Origin of the sequence: Actinomadura sp. NBRC 104425, from assembly GCF_030269545.1 — a bacterium.
GTDB lineage: Bacteria > Actinomycetota > Actinomycetes > Streptosporangiales > Streptosporangiaceae > Spirillospora > Spirillospora keratinilytica.
In genome coordinates this window covers 193711-208224 of the sequence record NZ_BSTN01000004.1, presented here as the reverse complement: position 1 = coordinate 208224, position 14514 = coordinate 193711, and the positions used below count along the sequence as shown (strand labels likewise).

Below are 14514 nucleotides of genomic sequence, written 5' to 3'. Positions count from 1 at the left end.
AAGCAAGAAGTTGCTCTCGATGCATCCAAGAAAAGGTCAAAAGATCGTAGATCACTATCGAGAGATAGTTGATATGCGACAATATCGACAGAACGGACAATCGAGGCCGACTTGCCGGCCGGATCGATCGGTGCTGCAATCTTCTGGGACTTCCCCGCACCGCGGGAAAGGAAAGCTCGCAATGTCCCCACATATTCCGGCCTTTGCGGAGGGATCGGGATGACTGGCCCCGTCACCGTCGACCTGATGGATCCCGAACTGCTGCGCGATCCGTTCCACGGCTACTCGCGGCTGCGCGAGCGGTCTCCGATGGCGCAGGTCGTCTACGGCGACCGGGGGTCGTCCCTGTGGATCGTCACGCGCTACGAGGACGTCCGGCTGGTGCTGAGCGACCGCAGGTTCGTCAACAATCCGGGCAACGTGCCCGGCATGCGGATCCAGGACCAGCGCACGGAGATCTTCCGGAAGATGGGCATCGACGACGAGTACGCGCCGTACCTGCTGCGGAGCGTGCTGGACGCCGACGGCGACGAGCACCTCAGGCTCCGCCGGCTCGTCTCGCGCGCGTTCACCGCGCGCCGCGTCGCCGCGCTGCTGCCCCGCGTCAGGGAGATCACCGGGGAGCTGCTCGAGCGGCTCCCCGAGGCGGTGTCCCCGCGGGACGGGACGGTCGATCTCCTCGAACACTTCGCCTATCCGCTGCCGATCACGGTGATCTGCGAGCTGGTCGGCATCCCCGAGGAGGATCGCGGGCGGTGGCTCGGGTGGAGCCGCGCACTGATGAGATCGCACGAGACACGGCACTTCACCGCGGCGATCCGCGGCATCGTCGACCATGTCGGGGAGCTCGTCGCACGCCGCCGGGAGGAGCCCGCCGACGACCTGCTGACCGCGCTGATCGGCGTCCACGACGAGGACGGCGCCGTGCTCAGCGAGTTCGAGCTGATCACCATGGTGCTGACCATCGTGCTGGCCGGGCACGAGACCACCGCCCACCTGATCGGCAACGGCACGGTGGCGCTGCTCACCCATCCCGACCAGCTGGAACTGCTGCGCAGCGACCCGGCCGCGCTGCTGCCGCGCGCCGTGCACGAGCTGATGCGCTGGTGCGGGCCGGTCCAGGGCGCCCGGTTCCGGTACGCCGCCGAGGACGTCGAGATCGGCGGCAGGAAGCTGCGCAAGGGGTCGCCGGTGATGGCCAGCCTCGTCTCGGCCAACTTCGACCCACGCCGCTTCGACGACCCGCACCGGCTCGACATCACCAGGCAGCCGGACGGCCGGCGGGAGACCCACCTCGGTTTCGGCCACGGCCTGCACTACTGCCTCGGTGCGGCCCTCGCCCGTCAGGAGGCCGAGGTCGCCTTCGGCGCGCTCTTTGACCGCTATCCGGACCTGTGCCTGGCGGTCCCTCCGGAGGACCTGGAGCGCATACCCATGCCCGGCGCCTGGCGGCTGTCCGCCCTTCCCGTCCGCCTCTCCCCCGCGCCCTGAGAGCCGAACGGCCGGCGACCGCCTCCGGCCGCACGCACATCCCCGCCGACATCCTTGATTCGGCCACCGCCCAGGGTGCGCCGGGGTCTCCTCAGCGGAGGATTCTCCCGACGGCGGAGACAGCGTCACCTGACCATGCGGATGCATCCCCGCCCGCTGCCGCCGCATCAGCGCCAGGCACATCGGAAGCGTGGACGTCATGAATCCGTGGGGCCACAGCCGTGACGGTTTCTCGGCGTCCACCACCGGCAGGGCGTGCCCGCATGGCCCCGGTGGCTCGGGGATGCAGGACGCGCGTTCTCCGGCCGCACGCGCCTTCCCGCGGACATCCGTGATCAGCCACCGGCCAGGGTGTCCTTCAGTGGACGGTTCTCCCGACGGCGGAGTCAGCGTCATCTGGCCATGGAGGCGTGTTCCCGGTCGGCGTCGCCGCATCGGCGCTGAGCCGTCGGGTGTCATGGCTGCCGCTCCGTTATCTCCTTCTTTCTCCGGTGCGGCGTGATCCGGACGACCGGGTCATCTCCTCCCCCGGCGGCTGCACGCGACCGGGCGCCCGGAAGCCTTCCGCAGCGCGGCCGACCTCGGCACACGCGAACCGCACAGTGGCGCGGCGGCCCCTGGCCGTCGCGCCACACGGCCGGCCGGTCCGCTCTCGCCCTGCTCGACTGCGGCGGCCCGGCAGTCCGGCAGTCCGAGCCTCTCGCGGCGGCGGGCTGCCGGTCGCTACCGACTGGTGCCGCCATGGCCGTGTGGTGTTCTCCTCTCGGTTCGCCCACGGGCCCGGTCCTGTGTCTTCCACATGCGATGAGGACGGGGATGGTATTCGGCGGTACCGGAGCGTGGTGGCCGGGGGCACATGCGTACAGTCCCGGCGTATGGAGCAGATAGGGCAAAGGCTGGCGCGGTTCATCGATGGGCCGCCGCACGCGCCGCGCGTTGTCGTCGAGCGGCGGATCCGGCGGTTGGTGAGCGTCAGCGCGGTGCTGGCGAACGCGGTGGGCTCGCTGGTGGTGCTCGTGCTGGCGACGGTCGTGCTGCCGGACCCCGTGGAGGTCCGCGGCCACCAGGCGCTCCAGCGCGCCAACGTCGCCCTGTTCTTCGGTTACACCACCACCGCGATCGCCGTGGGCGTGGTCGTGGGGCTGCGGGTGTTCCGGCCGATGCGGCGGCTGTTCCGCACCGACCGGCCGCTCACCGAGGCCGAGCAGCGGCTGGTGCTGCGCGCGCCGCTGCTGCTCATGAAGGTGCACGGGGTGCTGTGGGGCGTCGCGGCCGTCGGGTGGGCGGGGGTCAACCTGGTGTTCTCGCCGCTCATGGCGCTCAAGCTCGGCCTGACCGTGCTGCTCGGCGGGCTGGCCACCTGCATGATCGTTTATCTGGTGTCCGAGCGGCTGTTCCGGCCGGCGGCCGCGCTCGCGCTGACCACCCGCGTCCCGGCCGGGTCGCGCGTGCCAGGGGTCGTCACCCGGTCGGTGCTCGCCTGGGGCCTGGGCACGGCGGTGCCGGTGCTGGGGATCGTGTTCGTCAGCGTGGCGTCGCTGACCGTCGCGGACGTGTCGAACCGCCAGCTCGGCTGGACGATGCTCGCGCTGGGCGGTACCGCGCTGGCCGTCGGCCTCGCCGTCACCTACCTGGCGGCCCGCGCGATGTCCGACCCGATCGGTTCGGTCCGGCTGGCGATGGCCAAGGTGGAGCGGGAGGACCTGCTGACCGAGGTGCCCGTCTACGACGGCAGCGAGATCGGGCGGCTGCAGGCCGGGTTCAACCAGATGGTGGCCGGGCTGCGCGAGCGCCGGCGGCTGCGGGACCTGTTCGGCTGGCAGGTCGGCGAGGACGTGGCGCGGCTGGCCCTGGAGCGCGGTGTGACGCTGGGCGGGGAGGTCCGCGACGTGGCGGTGCTCTTCGTGGACCTGGTCGGGTCCACCCGGCTGGCGGCGACCCGCCCGCCCGGGGAGGTCGTCGCGCTGCTCAACGAGTTCTTCGCGGTGGTCGTCGAGGTCGTCAACCGGCACGGCGGCTGGATCAACAAGTTCGAGGGGGACGCGGCGCTGGCGGTCTTCGGTGCGCCGCTGGACCTGCCGGACGCGACCGGGCGCGCCCTGGCCGCCGCGCGCGAGCTGGCGGGTCGGCTGGCCGCCGAGGTGCCGCAGGTCACGGCGGCCGTCGGCGTGTCGGCCGGGCCCGCCGTGGCCGGGCACATCGGCGCGGAGAAGCGGTTCGAGTACACCGTCATCGGCGACCCGGTGAACGAGGCCGCGCGGCTCACCGAGCTGGCCAAGAAGACCCCGGGCCGGGTGCTGGCGTCCGGGACCGCGCTGGACGCCGCCGGGCCGGACGAGGCTTCCCGGTGGGAGGGCGCGGGCGAGGTGGTCGTCCGGGGACGGCTGCTGCCGACCCGCCTGGCCGCTCCCCGTCCGGCTCGCGGCGTGTCCGGCCCCGGACCGCAGGCGCAGGGATGAGGGGACGCGTCCCGGGGGTCAGCCGAACGCCTCGACGAGGGTCCAGACCGCCAGGCCCGCCATGCACAGGCCGCCGATGCGCTGGACGGTCTTCAGCGGGACCTTCGCGGCGATGAACCGGCCCGCGAGCAGCGCCAGGGCCGACACCGACATCAGGGCGGCGGCCGAGCCGATCGCGGTGGGCAGCCACGGGTTGGTGGAGGCGAGGTTGGCGGTGGTGATCTGCGTCAGGTCGCCCCATTCGCTGACGAAGACGGCCGTGAAGGCGGTGGCGTAGGCGGGCCAGAAACGGGTGATCCTGCCGCCCGCGCGGTCGTCGTCCTCGGCACCGTCATCGGAGCGGAGCAGCGCGACGGCGCCGAACGCGAACAGCGCCGCCGAGACGAGCTTGACGGCCATGGTCGGCAGCAGGCCGAGGAGGCTTCCGGCGCCCACCGCGATGGCGACGTGCACGATGAACGCGGTGGAGGTGCCGAACCAGACGTGCAGCGGGCGCATGCGGGTGCCCATGGCCAGCGAGGCGAACATCGTCTTGTCGGGGAGTTCGGCGAGAAAGATGAGTCCGAAGGCGGTGATGAACGCCAGGGGATCGAATGTCATGCTCAGGGGGCGCCTTCCCTTGGGGCCGGGCCGCGCACTTCGGCGACGCCCCTGGGAGGCGACGGACGAACCACTCGGCCCGGCACGACGGTACGGCCCGCACGGTGGTACGGGCTTGTCATGCCTTGCCGAAGGTCTCGTCCGCCCCACGTGTCACGCGGTGGCTCGCTGGCCGGGACATCCTGGGATGTCCAGTATGTCGACCAGCGATGTCGCAGGACTACTCCCCTTCGCCGACAGGTGAGTCTACAGGGCGGACGGCCGTGCCCTATCCGGCACGGCCGCCGGTGGTGGGCGGCGCCGCCGCGCCGGGGCGGTCAGCGGGCGGATGACCGCCCGTTCGGGACGCCCCGGCGGGCGCCGTGAGCAGCGCCGCCCTGGTCGGTCCGGTCAGATGAGCCCCTGGGCGAGGATGGCGTCGCAGACGCGTTCGAAGCCCGCGATGTTAGCGCCCTTGACGTAGTCGCCCGGGGAGCCGTACCGCTCGGCGGTCTCGCGGCACTTGTCGTGGATGGCCTTCATGATGCGGGTCAGCTCGGCCTCGACCCTGTCGAACGTCCAGCTCTCGCGGGCCGCATTCTGCGCCATCTCCAGCCCGCTGACCGCGACGCCGCCCGCGTTGGCGGCCTTTCCGGGCCCGAACGCCACGCCCGCCTGCTGAAACAGGCGCACCGCGTCCGGCGTGGTCGGCATGTTCGCGCCCTCCGAGACGGCCTTGACGCCGTTGCGGATGAGGGTGGCCGCGTCGTCGGCGTCCAGCTCGTTCTCGGTGGCCGATGGGAAGGCGATGTCGGCGGGCACCTCCCACACCTTGCCGCCCGGCACGTAGCGGGCGGACGGGCCGCGCAGCTCGGCGTAGTCGCCGACCCGGCCCCGCCGGACCAGCTTGACCTCCTTGAGCAGGGCGAGGTCGATGCCCTTCTCGTCGACGACGTAGCCGTCGGAGTCGGAGACGGTGACGACGTTGGCGCCCATCGCCTGCGCCTTCTCCACCGTGTAGATCGAGACGTTGCCGGAGCCCGACACCACGACCTGCTGGCCTTCAAGGTCCTCGCCGCGCAGCTTGAGCATCTCGGCGGTGAACAGCACGCTGCCGTACCCGGTGGCCTCGGGACGGCCCGCCGAGCCGCCCCAGCCGATGCCCTTGCCGGTGAGGACGCCGGCTTCCCAGCGGTTGACCAGCCGCCGGTACTGCCCGTACAGGTAACCGATCTCGCGGGCGCCGACGCCGATGTCACCGGCCGGGACGTCGGTGTGCTCGCCGAGGTGGCGGTGCAGCTCGGTCATGAACGACTGGCAGAACCGCATCACCTCGTCGTCCGAGCGGCCGTGCGGGTCGAAGTCGCTGCCGCCCTTGCCGCCGCCGATGTTCAGCCCGGTGAGCGCGTTCTTGAAGATCTGCTCGAAGCCGAGGAACTTGATGACGCCGAGGTTGACCGTCGGGTGGAACCGCAGCCCGCCCTTGTAGGGGCCGAGCGCGCTGTTGAACTCGACCCGGAAGCCGCGGTTGACATGGATCTCGCCCTTGTCGTCCTGCCACGGCACCCGGAAGATGATCTGGCGTTCCGGCTCGGTGATCCGCTCGATGATCTTGGCGTCGATCAGCTCCGGACGCCGTTCCAGCACCGGCGCGAGGGTCTCCAGGACCTCCTTCACCGCCTGGTGGAACTCCGGTTCGCCGGGGTTGCGGCGCAGGATCCGGTCGTACGCTGCGCTCAGCAGGGTCTCGGTGGCGGACGTGGCGGACCTCCCGGAAGGCACAGGCATGCGTGGCTCCTTCAAGCATTCGGGGCGAACTGTCGGACGATCGTGTCTAGTCACGCACCGTTAGGGAGGATACGGTCACGAGGACCGTTTCGGTGCAAGTCCCCCGGGTGATTCGTCACCCGCGCCGCCGAGGCCCGCGCCGGGCGCTGTCGAGCGGCGGACACGGCGGCGCAGAGGAGAGCGCCGATGAGTCATCCCCGGATCGACTTCGACCCGTTCGGCGCGCCCGTTCGGCGGGCACCCGCCTGCGTGATGCCGGACGGGCTGCGTGAGCGGTGCCCGGCGTTCCGCAGCGGGGCCGGGCACGGGTTCTGGGTGCTGACCGGGTACGAGGACATCGCCGCCGCCCACCAGGACGCCGCGTCCCACTTCAGCCGGGCGGTCTCCGTCATCGCCCCAGATGCCGGCCGTGTCCTCGGCCTGGACACCCTGCCCCGCGCCTGGCCCACGTGAGGATGGGGCCGTGGCCGGCGGCGCGGAGCGTTCACGGTAACGCCAACCCCAGGGGCGTGGCGTTATTGGGTGTCCTCATGATGAGAAACCGATTAACTACGCGGCGTCATTCTTCGAGTACCTTGTCGAAGGTGACCGAACGCGCCGACGCCATGTGCATAACGGGCGAATTCCACAGTGACACCGCAGACCGGTACGGACGAGCGGCGGCCGCCGGTCCGCGGCCGTCGCGCCCAGGTGCCGTCGTGGTGGACGATGTCCCGGCTCCGTGCACGGCTCTGGCGCCGTCCCGGCAGGAGATGGACGGTCTGGCCCCCGCTGACTGGGGGCGCCTGGAGGCGATGGGAGGGTTCATCGCCGCCCATACGACGGAAAGCGCGCTGCGGGCCGTTCTGCCGCCGGCCGCGCACGGCGACGCGGCGGAATCACTCGCCCGGCACACTCGGTTCGACCATGGGGCCCTGCTGGTCTTTCCCGGACGCATCGACACGGCATTGGCGGAACTGGAGCAGCGCGGGCTGACGGCGGCGCCGACCGTTCCCAGCACGGTGGTCCGCAGTCATCTGGCGAAGCGTTACAGGGTTCCGCGAGAGCGTCTGCCGGTCGTGATAACGCACGTGAAGACGTCGGCGGATCGGTCCATGGAACTGTTCCTGCTGCCGTCGTATTCCGCTGCGGCCGGTGTCCGCATCGCCGAGGACGAGCGTTCCCGCCACCATCAGACGCACCTGGGTTTCCGCGTCGCCGAGCCCGACGAACGCGTCCTCGGCCTGGTCTGGGATACCGTCGCGGAATGTGCCGGGCTGGCCGCGGACGGGGGCGGCTTCAACCCCCATCAGGGCAAGGCGGGCTGCACCGTGTTGTACTTCCGGGGGCCCGGACGCATGTCGGCCCCCTACCGCTGGCCCAGGCGTCTTGAGATCCTCGCCGAAGGCCACCATCCGCGGATTCTGCGCAGGCACCGCGAGAACATCTGAACGCCCGCGGATAACGGGGCGGTCAGCGAACGGCGTCCCCGTGGGCCCCGACCATGGCCCGTCCGGTCAGAATCCGCCGGCGGCGCCGGGCCAGGCCGTCCTGGAAGGCCGCGGCCCGGTTGAGGTGGGGGAAATCCTCGGCAGGCACCGGAACGCCCAGGAAATCGCAGAGCGGCTCCCAGCCTTGCGCCGTGTCGAAGACGAGGAGCCGGTCGGCGGGAACGTGGGCCCGCACTTCGGCGTTGTGCCGGTCGAACACCTCGATCGCGTGCTCGCGGTCGGCGAACCGGCCGCCGAACGTCCCTTTCCAGATCACCTCACGCGATATCCGCCGGCGCCGCCGCAGGCCGGAGTCCAGCAGATCCTCCAGCCGCATCAGCAATCCCTCGGGGGTCGGCGGCGCCGGACGGGATGACCGGTAAAGGGTCCGGGACATGCTGGCATACCAGCAATCCGGAGGGCGCACGGTCAGGATGACCTTCGCGTGCGGATAGGCCGCGACGAGTTCCCTCCAGTACGCGCAGACCGGCCAGTCCAGTGCGGCCCGGTAACCGGCGAGCACCTCGTCCCACGGGATCGGCTTCCCGTCCACCACGGCTTCCCACCGCCGCAGCAGTTCCGCATCCTCCCCCAGTGACGTCATATGGTGGCAGGGGCCGTATCCCAGGCGCGTCAGCGCCTCTTTCAGCGAATAGCTGCCGGTCCGGCCGAAACCGGCCCCGATGATCTCCAGCATTCCGAACTCCTGTGACGACGCCGGGCCGCCGCGGGCCTGGCGATGACGTACGGTTCTCGGGGTCGGCGGGTTCAGCCGTCGGGTGCGGCCGGGACGTCGTGGGCCTCCGCGCCGAATCCGGGCGACGACGGGTCGACGCTCGGCCACAGCGCGGGGTCGATGTCGGGGAACTCGCGCAGCAGGCGGCCGATGTCCGGCGCGATGGCCTGGCAGAAGGCCGCGCGGGTGGCCTCGTCGACGACGGGTTTCGGGGACGACCGCCCCACCTGCCGGTCGAAGGGGCGGACCGGACGCCACATGTCCGGGTCGATGCCGATGAATTCGAAGGTGCGCCGGGCCTGGCGTTCCGGTTCGGCGACGCACCGTTCGTACTGCAGGACCAGGATCTGGTCGCGGTCGAAGCTGTTCATCAGCATCCGCAGCTGCTGCCAGTAGAGGGCCCTGTGGAACTGGTGTTCCATGACGGCCGCGGGTGAATGTCCGGGTTCCAGGGCCCGGTGGAATCCCAGGGCCGACGCCAGGCGCGCCAGCGGATCACGCAGCAGCACCAGCAGCCGGGCCTGCGGAGCGGCCGCTCGCAGCATCGGCGGCGTCCAGAAGTCGTACATGTACCGGGGTGTCCACTCCCCGGCGATCGCACCGGGCGGGCGGGGGAAGTAGCGGTGGTATTCCGCCGGGTCCACTTCTTCGACGCGGCCGTAGTGGTCGAAGAAGTGCACCTCTTTCGCTCCGTGCAGCGCTCGGGGGTCGGTGTCGGCCGCCTGTGCGGCGCGCGGTGAGGCGATCGCGGGATGGGTGGTCAGCACCGACCACCACCATGTCGTGCCGGATTTCATCGTGCCGACCCCGACGAAGTCGGGCGGTCCCGTCCGCCATCCGGGCGGTATCGGCGGCGGCGGTGCCGGTGGCGGCACGTCGTCGAGGAGCCGCAGCCGGTGCGCCGGTCGTTCCTGGTTCTGGGTCGTCGTGTCCACCTATCCCCCGCAATGCTGCCCGCCGTCCCGGTGGACAGCCATGTGTGATCGATCCGTGGGGGGTTGTGCCGCCGTGCGCCGGGTCATTCCAGGCGGTGCCGGAGCGCGTCGTACCCTTCGGTCGGCAGGGCGCCGTCGATGACCTGGCGGCGGAGCTCCGCCTTGCTGATCTTTCCCAGCGCGGTGCGGGGCAGCGCCGGGACGACGGCCAGGCGGGCGGGCAGGTCCTTGTCGCCCATGCGCCGCCGGCGCAGGAACGCGCACAGCTCGTCGAGGGTGGGCCGGGCGCTGCGCGGGACGACGACGGCGCAGGCGGCCTCGTGCCCCTGCCGGTCGGGCACCCCGATCACGGCGACGTCGGCGACGGCGGGGTGGCCGAGCAGCACGCTCTCGATCTCGGCGGTCGGGATCATGGGGCCCCAGCCGACCCGGTCGCAGGCGCGCGACACGTAGTGCAGCCGCCCGTGCTCGTCGCTTCGCACCAGGTCGCCGGTGTCGTACCAGCCGTCGTCGCGGTCCGGGGTCCACGCCGCCCGGCCGGACCGGACATCGAGGACGCCGAGGCACACGCTCGGGCCGCGCACGTTCAGGCCGCCCGCTCCGGAGGCGTCCGCGCGACGGATCTCGACCTGTGTGCCTCCGACGGGCCGGCCCAGGCCCGGTTCGGCGGGCTCGGACGGGTCGTCCGGAGCGGTCGCGCACAGGGGGCCGCCTTCGGTCATCCCGAACACGTTGACCAGGCCGGTGCACAGCTGGGCGCGTATGCCGGCCGCCGTCGGGGAGGGGAGGGGCGCGCCGAGGCTGACGACGCGCCGCAGGCCGGACAGGTCGCGTTCGCGTCGGCGCTGGGCGGCGGCCATCCGCCCCAGGAGGGCCGGAAGACCCACCAGGCAGCTCACCCCGTGGTGGGGCACGAGGTCGAGCCACTGGTCGGGGCCGTGGAGGTCATCGGCGGCGAGCAGCACCGCCCGTCCCCCGGTGACCAGCGGCATCAACGCCAGGTATTTCAGTCCCGACGCATGGGTCATCCCCGCGGCGCTGGTCAGGACCGGTCGAGGCGGCAGGAACCCGGCGGCCGCACGCAGCGACGCGTACAGGGTGTTGCAGGAGTGCACCACCGCTTTGGGGCGGCCGGTCGTGCCCGATGTGAGCGCGACGTGCCGCGGGGCGTCGGGCGACGCCTGCGGCCGCTGCGCGATGGCCGGCGGTTCGGCGGACCGCGCGCTGTCCAGCAGTTCCCGCAGGTGGACCGTGCGGGGGGCGAGGCCCGCGGCGGCCGGCGCGGACGCGTCCCCGGTGACCTGCAGGCGGATCGGGATGCCGGTGAAGGCGATCTCCGCCTCCCGGGGGCCCGCCCAGGGCGACAGCGACATGGTCACCGCCCCGACGCGGCCGCACGCCAGCCACAGCGCCGCGGCCTCCCACTGGTTGGGCGTCCGGAGCGCCACCAGATCACCGGGCCGCACGCCCAGGCGCCGCAGCACCGCCGCCAGCCGCTCCACCCGGTCGGCCAGCTCGCCGAAGGTGACCGCCGCCGTTTCGGTGGCGCCCCGCAGCACCCGCACGTTCACGTAGGCGACCGCGGCGGGCGTCTGACGGGCACGGGCGTGCAGATCGTCGGTGAAGCTCTCGCACCGCCACCACCCCTGGCGGTAGAAGCGGCCCGCCGCCGGAGGCATGGCGGACGGCAACCCGGTCACACGGCTCATAGCGTCCCCCCGATGAGCCAGGCGACCAGACGGCCACCATTCGCTCACCAACAGTACATGAACAATGACTCTGCGGAATGAGAGATGCGGTCGTCAACCCCTGCCGCCAAGATCATGACCGGATGCGGAGACAGCCTGCCGCAGGCGGCCGCCGCACGCGTCTTTCGCGCCACGGCCGGGGGTAGGCGATGTCCCCGGTGCGCGAACGACAGCCCGCGGCCCAGCACCCCGGGCGGCGTCAGGTTCGCGACGTCGGTGCCGGCGACCGTCACGGGCGCCGAACGCCCGTCGCCCGCCACGGCGCATGCCGAGGTGGCGGTGAGCAGCGAGTGCAGGAAGCCGGCACCCGAGTCTCGGTGCCCGCCGGACGACCGGGGCAATTCCGCTCGGCCTGCCATCATTCGGATTTTCCGACCACAGGAGTTCGACGCGCCGGGCGAGCGGTCCGCGGCGGCCGGAAGCGAGCGAGATGATCGCGGACGACTCGAATTCGCGGCCCCTGTCCGGCCTGCACATCCCGTATCATCCGCTGCGGTCCGCGGGCCGTTGGGAAGAATTCTTCGGCCGGTCGGGAAGTGCGCGACCCGGGCGCCGATCCGACCGGCCGAATCGTTATCGCGAAGGGGGTGGGACTTCGTCCCCGGCGCTACCTATGATCGGGCGAGTGGTCAATCCTGTGGAGCTGCGAGCGGGTGATCCACGGACGGTCGGCCCGTACCGGCTGCTGGCGCTGCTCGGCGAGGGCGGACAGGGCGCGGTCTATCTGGGAGAGGACACCGCGGGGACGCGGGTGGCGGTCAAGGTGCTGCACGCCCGGCTGGCCGGGGACGACCGCGCCCGCCATCTGTTCCTGCGGGAGAGCTCCATCGCGCGCCGGGTCGAGCCGTACTGCACGGCCCGGGTCCTCGCGGCCGGCGTCGAAGACGACCGCCCCTACATCGTCAGCGAGTACGTCGAGGGAGAGTCGCTCAGCGACCTGGTCCGCCGCGCCGGGCCGCGCGACCACGGCAGCCTGGAACGGCTGGCCATCGGCACGGCCGCCGCGCTGAACGGCATCCACCGGGCGGGCATCGTGCACCGCGACTTCAAGCCGTCCAATGTCCTGCTGGCCACCGACGGGCCTCGGGTCATCGACTTCGGGATCGCCCGTGCGGTGACCTCCACCACCACCCTGTCCAGCGGGATCGTCGGCACCCCCGCGTACATGTCGCCCGAGCAGGTGGCGGGGCAGGAGGTCGGGCCGCCGTCCGACGTGTTCTCGTGGGCGGTCACGCTGACCTTCGCCGCGACCGGCGCCCCCGTGTTCGGCTCCGACGCCATCCCGGCCGTCTTCAACCGCATCCTGAACGCCGCCCCGGACCTGTCGGCGATGCCGCCGCACCGGCGCGACCTGCTGGCGGCCTGCCTGGACAAGGTGCCCGAGCGGCGGCCGACGATGTCGCAGGTGCTGGCCGAACTGCTCGGCGAGGCGCCCGCGCCGCGGCCGCACGTGCCTCCGCCCTCCACCTACCGTCCGCCCGCCGCCGCGGTCGGGCCGCCCGCACCGCCGTTCGGGGCGCCTGCGCACGGGGCGCAACCGCCCGCCGTGCCTGTACCCGCCACCGCACGGCTCGCGGACCGCACGAACGCCGTGCCGCCGGGCTCTCCCCGACCGCTGCCCATGGGCGTGTTCCTCGCCGGGACGCTGCTCCAGCTGCTCGTCGGCGTGGCCATCACTGTCTTCGCGGTGAACAACTCGCCCGACTACGACGGCCTGATCACCGTTGAGGCGCTCCTCCTGGCGGTCGGCGTGTTCGCCATCGTGATCTTGCGGCGCAGAGCACACGGGGGCGGGTAGAGCCTTGGGCGTCCTTCTGCTGCCGATACTGCTCCTGATCGTGATGACTTATGTCGCGATCCTGAACACGCCCGGCGGGGTCCGCCTGCGGGCGCGCTTTCCCGCACTCGTGGGCGCGGTGCTGCCCGGGCTGGTGTGCCTGCCGCTCGGCGGCACCTTCCTCGCGCTCGGTATGACGGCGGAAGCCGTCGTCGCCCTTCTGGCGTACACCCTCGTCGTCGTGGTCTTCGCCATCCTGGCGGATCTGCTGCGCGGGAGTTGACGGGCCTGGACGCGGCCGAACCGGAGATCTGCTCGCGGCCATCCTGCCGGATGGCGCTGCCGCTCCTGAGGGCTCCTGCGCACGCCCCCGCACCCTCCGTCCCGCTCCAGACGGCCGGAACGCACCATCGCCCCGCCGGGGGATGCGTGCCCGATTCGCCGTGAGGTGCGGGGCGGCCGGTGGCGGGTGCGGGAGTCCGGCGGTGGGGCGGCGGGAGTGGCAGCCCCTGTACGGTCGGTCCGTGGCCTGATGACGTTCCGTGGCCGTGGCGGGCGGGTCTCGCCGCATGGTGGCCGGCGATGTCATCGGGCTGCGGCGTCCTGCGCCGGCGGGGCTCTTCGGTGCGTCCGGTCGGTGACACCGGCGCGGGCAGGCGGGGCGGTGTCACCGGCTGGTCGCGCCGTCTCCACCGCGCGCGCATCGAACCGCTCGGCGGTGCCTGCCACCGCTGGACCCCCGGTGTCAGGCGCCGTGCGGCATGCGCGCGCGGTGGAAGTCCGGCGACTTGTCCCCTTCCAGTGACCGCGGTGCCGGAATCCGGCGGCCGCCCCCCTTCGATGTGCGGGCACCCCGCCGCGGGACACCGGCCCGGACTCCCGGCTTGGCGGACCTGGAGTCCGGGCGGCGGCCTGCAGGCGCGGCCGAACTGCCGTTTTGGCAGGTCAGCCCAGTGACAGGGGAGGGGGTCGCGCCGGGAAAGCACGGTCCTGTCGTGCGGCACTCTAGGACGTGATCTTGGTAGAGACAAGTTCTTGACTGATTCCAGAAAATAGGCCAATCTCTGGGGCGTGGTCGCACCCCTCGACTTCCGGGAGATGCTGCGCGGGGCCGCGTTGCGCGTGACCCGCCCCCGGTTGGCGGTGCTGAGCGCGGTGCACGCGCATCCGCACGCCGACACGGACACGATCATCGCCGCCGTGCGCAGAAATCTCCCGAAGGTGTCCCACCAGGCCGTCTACGACTCGCTGCACGCGTTGACGGCGGCGGGTCTGGTGCGGCGCATCCAGCCGTCCGGTTCCGTGGCGCGGTACGAGTCGCGGACCGGCGACAACCACCACCACCTCGTGTGCCGGTCATGCGGGGCGATCGCCGACGTCGACTGCGCCGTCGGTGAGGCGCCGTGCCTGACCGCATCCGACGACCGCGGCTTCGCGATCGACGAGGCCGAGGTCATCTACTGGGGCCTGTGCCCCGACTGCTCCACCACCCGCAGTTCCTGAACCCACCCCCGCTGAGCTTGTGGAAGGAA

At 71.9% G+C, this 14514-nt stretch carries 12 protein-coding genes; 7 read left to right on the top strand and 5 right to left on the bottom strand.

The window, feature by feature from the left end:
- Positions 1–219: 219 nt before the first annotated feature.
- Together QSK22_RS08775 and QSK22_RS08770 are read left to right on the top strand one after the other, a co-directional pair.
- Positions 220–1491 carry a cytochrome P450 family protein gene (locus QSK22_RS08775; protein ID WP_285493515.1) on the top strand — a complete coding sequence of 424 codons (1272 nt, stop codon included), beginning with the start codon at positions 220–222 and terminating at the stop codon, positions 1489–1491.
- Between the two features lie 875 nt (positions 1492–2366).
- Positions 2367–3950: an adenylate/guanylate cyclase domain-containing protein gene (locus QSK22_RS08770; RefSeq protein ID WP_285493514.1), complete on the top strand. Its 1584-nt coding sequence runs from the start codon at positions 2367–2369 to the stop codon at positions 3948–3950.
- 18 nt (positions 3951–3968) lie between these two features.
- On the opposite strand, the gene QSK22_RS08765 is transcribed toward QSK22_RS08770, so the two are convergent.
- Together QSK22_RS08765 and gdhA are read right to left on the bottom strand one after the other, a co-directional pair.
- Positions 3969–4550, bottom strand: coding sequence for a TMEM165/GDT1 family protein (locus tag QSK22_RS08765; protein WP_285493513.1), 582 nt, complete (start codon positions 4548–4550; stop codon positions 3969–3971).
- Between the two features lie 390 nt (positions 4551–4940).
- A complete protein-coding gene (gene gdhA / locus QSK22_RS08760) occupies positions 4941–6317 on the bottom strand; it encodes an NADP-specific glutamate dehydrogenase (RefSeq protein ID WP_285493512.1) in 1377 nt (458 codons plus the stop codon).
- Positions 6318–6503: 186 nt separating this feature from the next.
- On the opposite strand from gdhA, the gene QSK22_RS08755 reads away from it, so the two are divergent.
- Both QSK22_RS08755 and QSK22_RS08750 read left to right on the top strand, forming a co-directional pair.
- Positions 6504–6770 carry a hypothetical protein gene (locus QSK22_RS08755; protein ID WP_285493511.1) on the top strand — a complete coding sequence of 89 codons (267 nt, stop codon included), beginning with the start codon at positions 6504–6506 and terminating at the stop codon, positions 6768–6770.
- 131 nt (positions 6771–6901) lie between these two features.
- Positions 6902–7747, top strand: a complete 846-nt coding sequence (locus QSK22_RS08750) for a hypothetical protein (protein ID WP_285493510.1) — start codon at positions 6902–6904, stop codon at positions 7745–7747.
- Positions 7748–7769: 22 nt separating this feature from the next.
- On the opposite strand, the gene QSK22_RS08745 is transcribed toward QSK22_RS08750, so the two are convergent.
- From QSK22_RS08745 to QSK22_RS08735, 3 genes are all read right to left on the bottom strand, one after another.
- The gene (locus QSK22_RS08745; RefSeq protein ID WP_285493509.1) at positions 7770–8483 is read right to left on the bottom strand and encodes a sulfotransferase family protein; all 714 of its coding nucleotides are present in this window, start codon (positions 8481–8483) and stop codon (positions 7770–7772) included.
- 71 nt (positions 8484–8554) lie between these two features.
- The gene (locus QSK22_RS08740) at positions 8555–9457 is read right to left on the bottom strand and encodes a sulfotransferase domain-containing protein (protein ID WP_285493508.1); all 903 of its coding nucleotides are present in this window, start codon (positions 9455–9457) and stop codon (positions 8555–8557) included.
- 83 nt (positions 9458–9540) lie between these two features.
- Complete coding sequence (locus QSK22_RS08735) at positions 9541–11166, bottom strand: AMP-binding protein (protein WP_285493507.1); 1626 nt, start codon at positions 11164–11166, stop codon at positions 9541–9543.
- Between the two features lie 664 nt (positions 11167–11830).
- On the opposite strand from QSK22_RS08735, the gene QSK22_RS08730 reads away from it, so the two are divergent.
- The 3 genes from QSK22_RS08730 (at position 11831) to QSK22_RS08720 (ending at position 14485) form a co-directional block, all read left to right on the top strand.
- The gene (locus QSK22_RS08730; protein WP_285493506.1) at positions 11831–13003 is read left to right on the top strand and encodes a serine/threonine-protein kinase; all 1173 of its coding nucleotides are present in this window, start codon (positions 11831–11833) and stop codon (positions 13001–13003) included.
- A gap of 4 nt (positions 13004–13007) precedes the next feature.
- Positions 13008–13265 carry a hypothetical protein gene (locus QSK22_RS08725; protein WP_285493505.1) on the top strand — a complete coding sequence of 86 codons (258 nt, stop codon included), beginning with the start codon at positions 13008–13010 and terminating at the stop codon, positions 13263–13265.
- 815 nt (positions 13266–14080) lie between these two features.
- Complete coding sequence (locus tag QSK22_RS08720; RefSeq protein ID WP_285493716.1) at positions 14081–14485, top strand: Fur family transcriptional regulator; 405 nt, start codon at positions 14081–14083, stop codon at positions 14483–14485.
- Positions 14486–14514: the final 29 nt, after the last annotated feature.

What these genes read in the sequence shown, in the direction of transcription:
- QSK22_RS08775 (WP_285493515.1), top strand. Translation starts at nt 220, where the DNA reads ATGACTGGCCCCGTCACCGTCGACCTGATGGATCCCGAACTGCTGCGC.
- QSK22_RS08770 (WP_285493514.1), top strand. Translation starts at nt 2,367, where the DNA reads ATGGAGCAGATAGGGCAAAGGCTGGCGCGGTTCATCGATGGGCCGCCG.
- QSK22_RS08765 (WP_285493513.1), bottom strand. Translation starts at nt 4,550, where the DNA reads ATGACATTCGATCCCCTGGCGTTCATCACCGCCTTCGGACTCATCTTT.
- gdhA (WP_285493512.1), bottom strand. Translation starts at nt 6,317, where the DNA reads ATGCCTGTGCCTTCCGGGAGGTCCGCCACGTCCGCCACCGAGACCCTG.
- QSK22_RS08755 (WP_285493511.1), top strand. Translation starts at nt 6,504, where the DNA reads ATGAGTCATCCCCGGATCGACTTCGACCCGTTCGGCGCGCCCGTTCGG.
- QSK22_RS08745 (WP_285493509.1), bottom strand. Translation starts at nt 8,483, where the DNA reads ATGCTGGAGATCATCGGGGCCGGTTTCGGCCGGACCGGCAGCTATTCG.
- QSK22_RS08735 (WP_285493507.1), bottom strand. Translation starts at nt 11,166, where the DNA reads ATGAGCCGTGTGACCGGGTTGCCGTCCGCCATGCCTCCGGCGGCGGGC.
- QSK22_RS08720 (WP_285493716.1), top strand. Translation starts at nt 14,081, where the DNA reads ATGCTGCGCGGGGCCGCGTTGCGCGTGACCCGCCCCCGGTTGGCGGTG.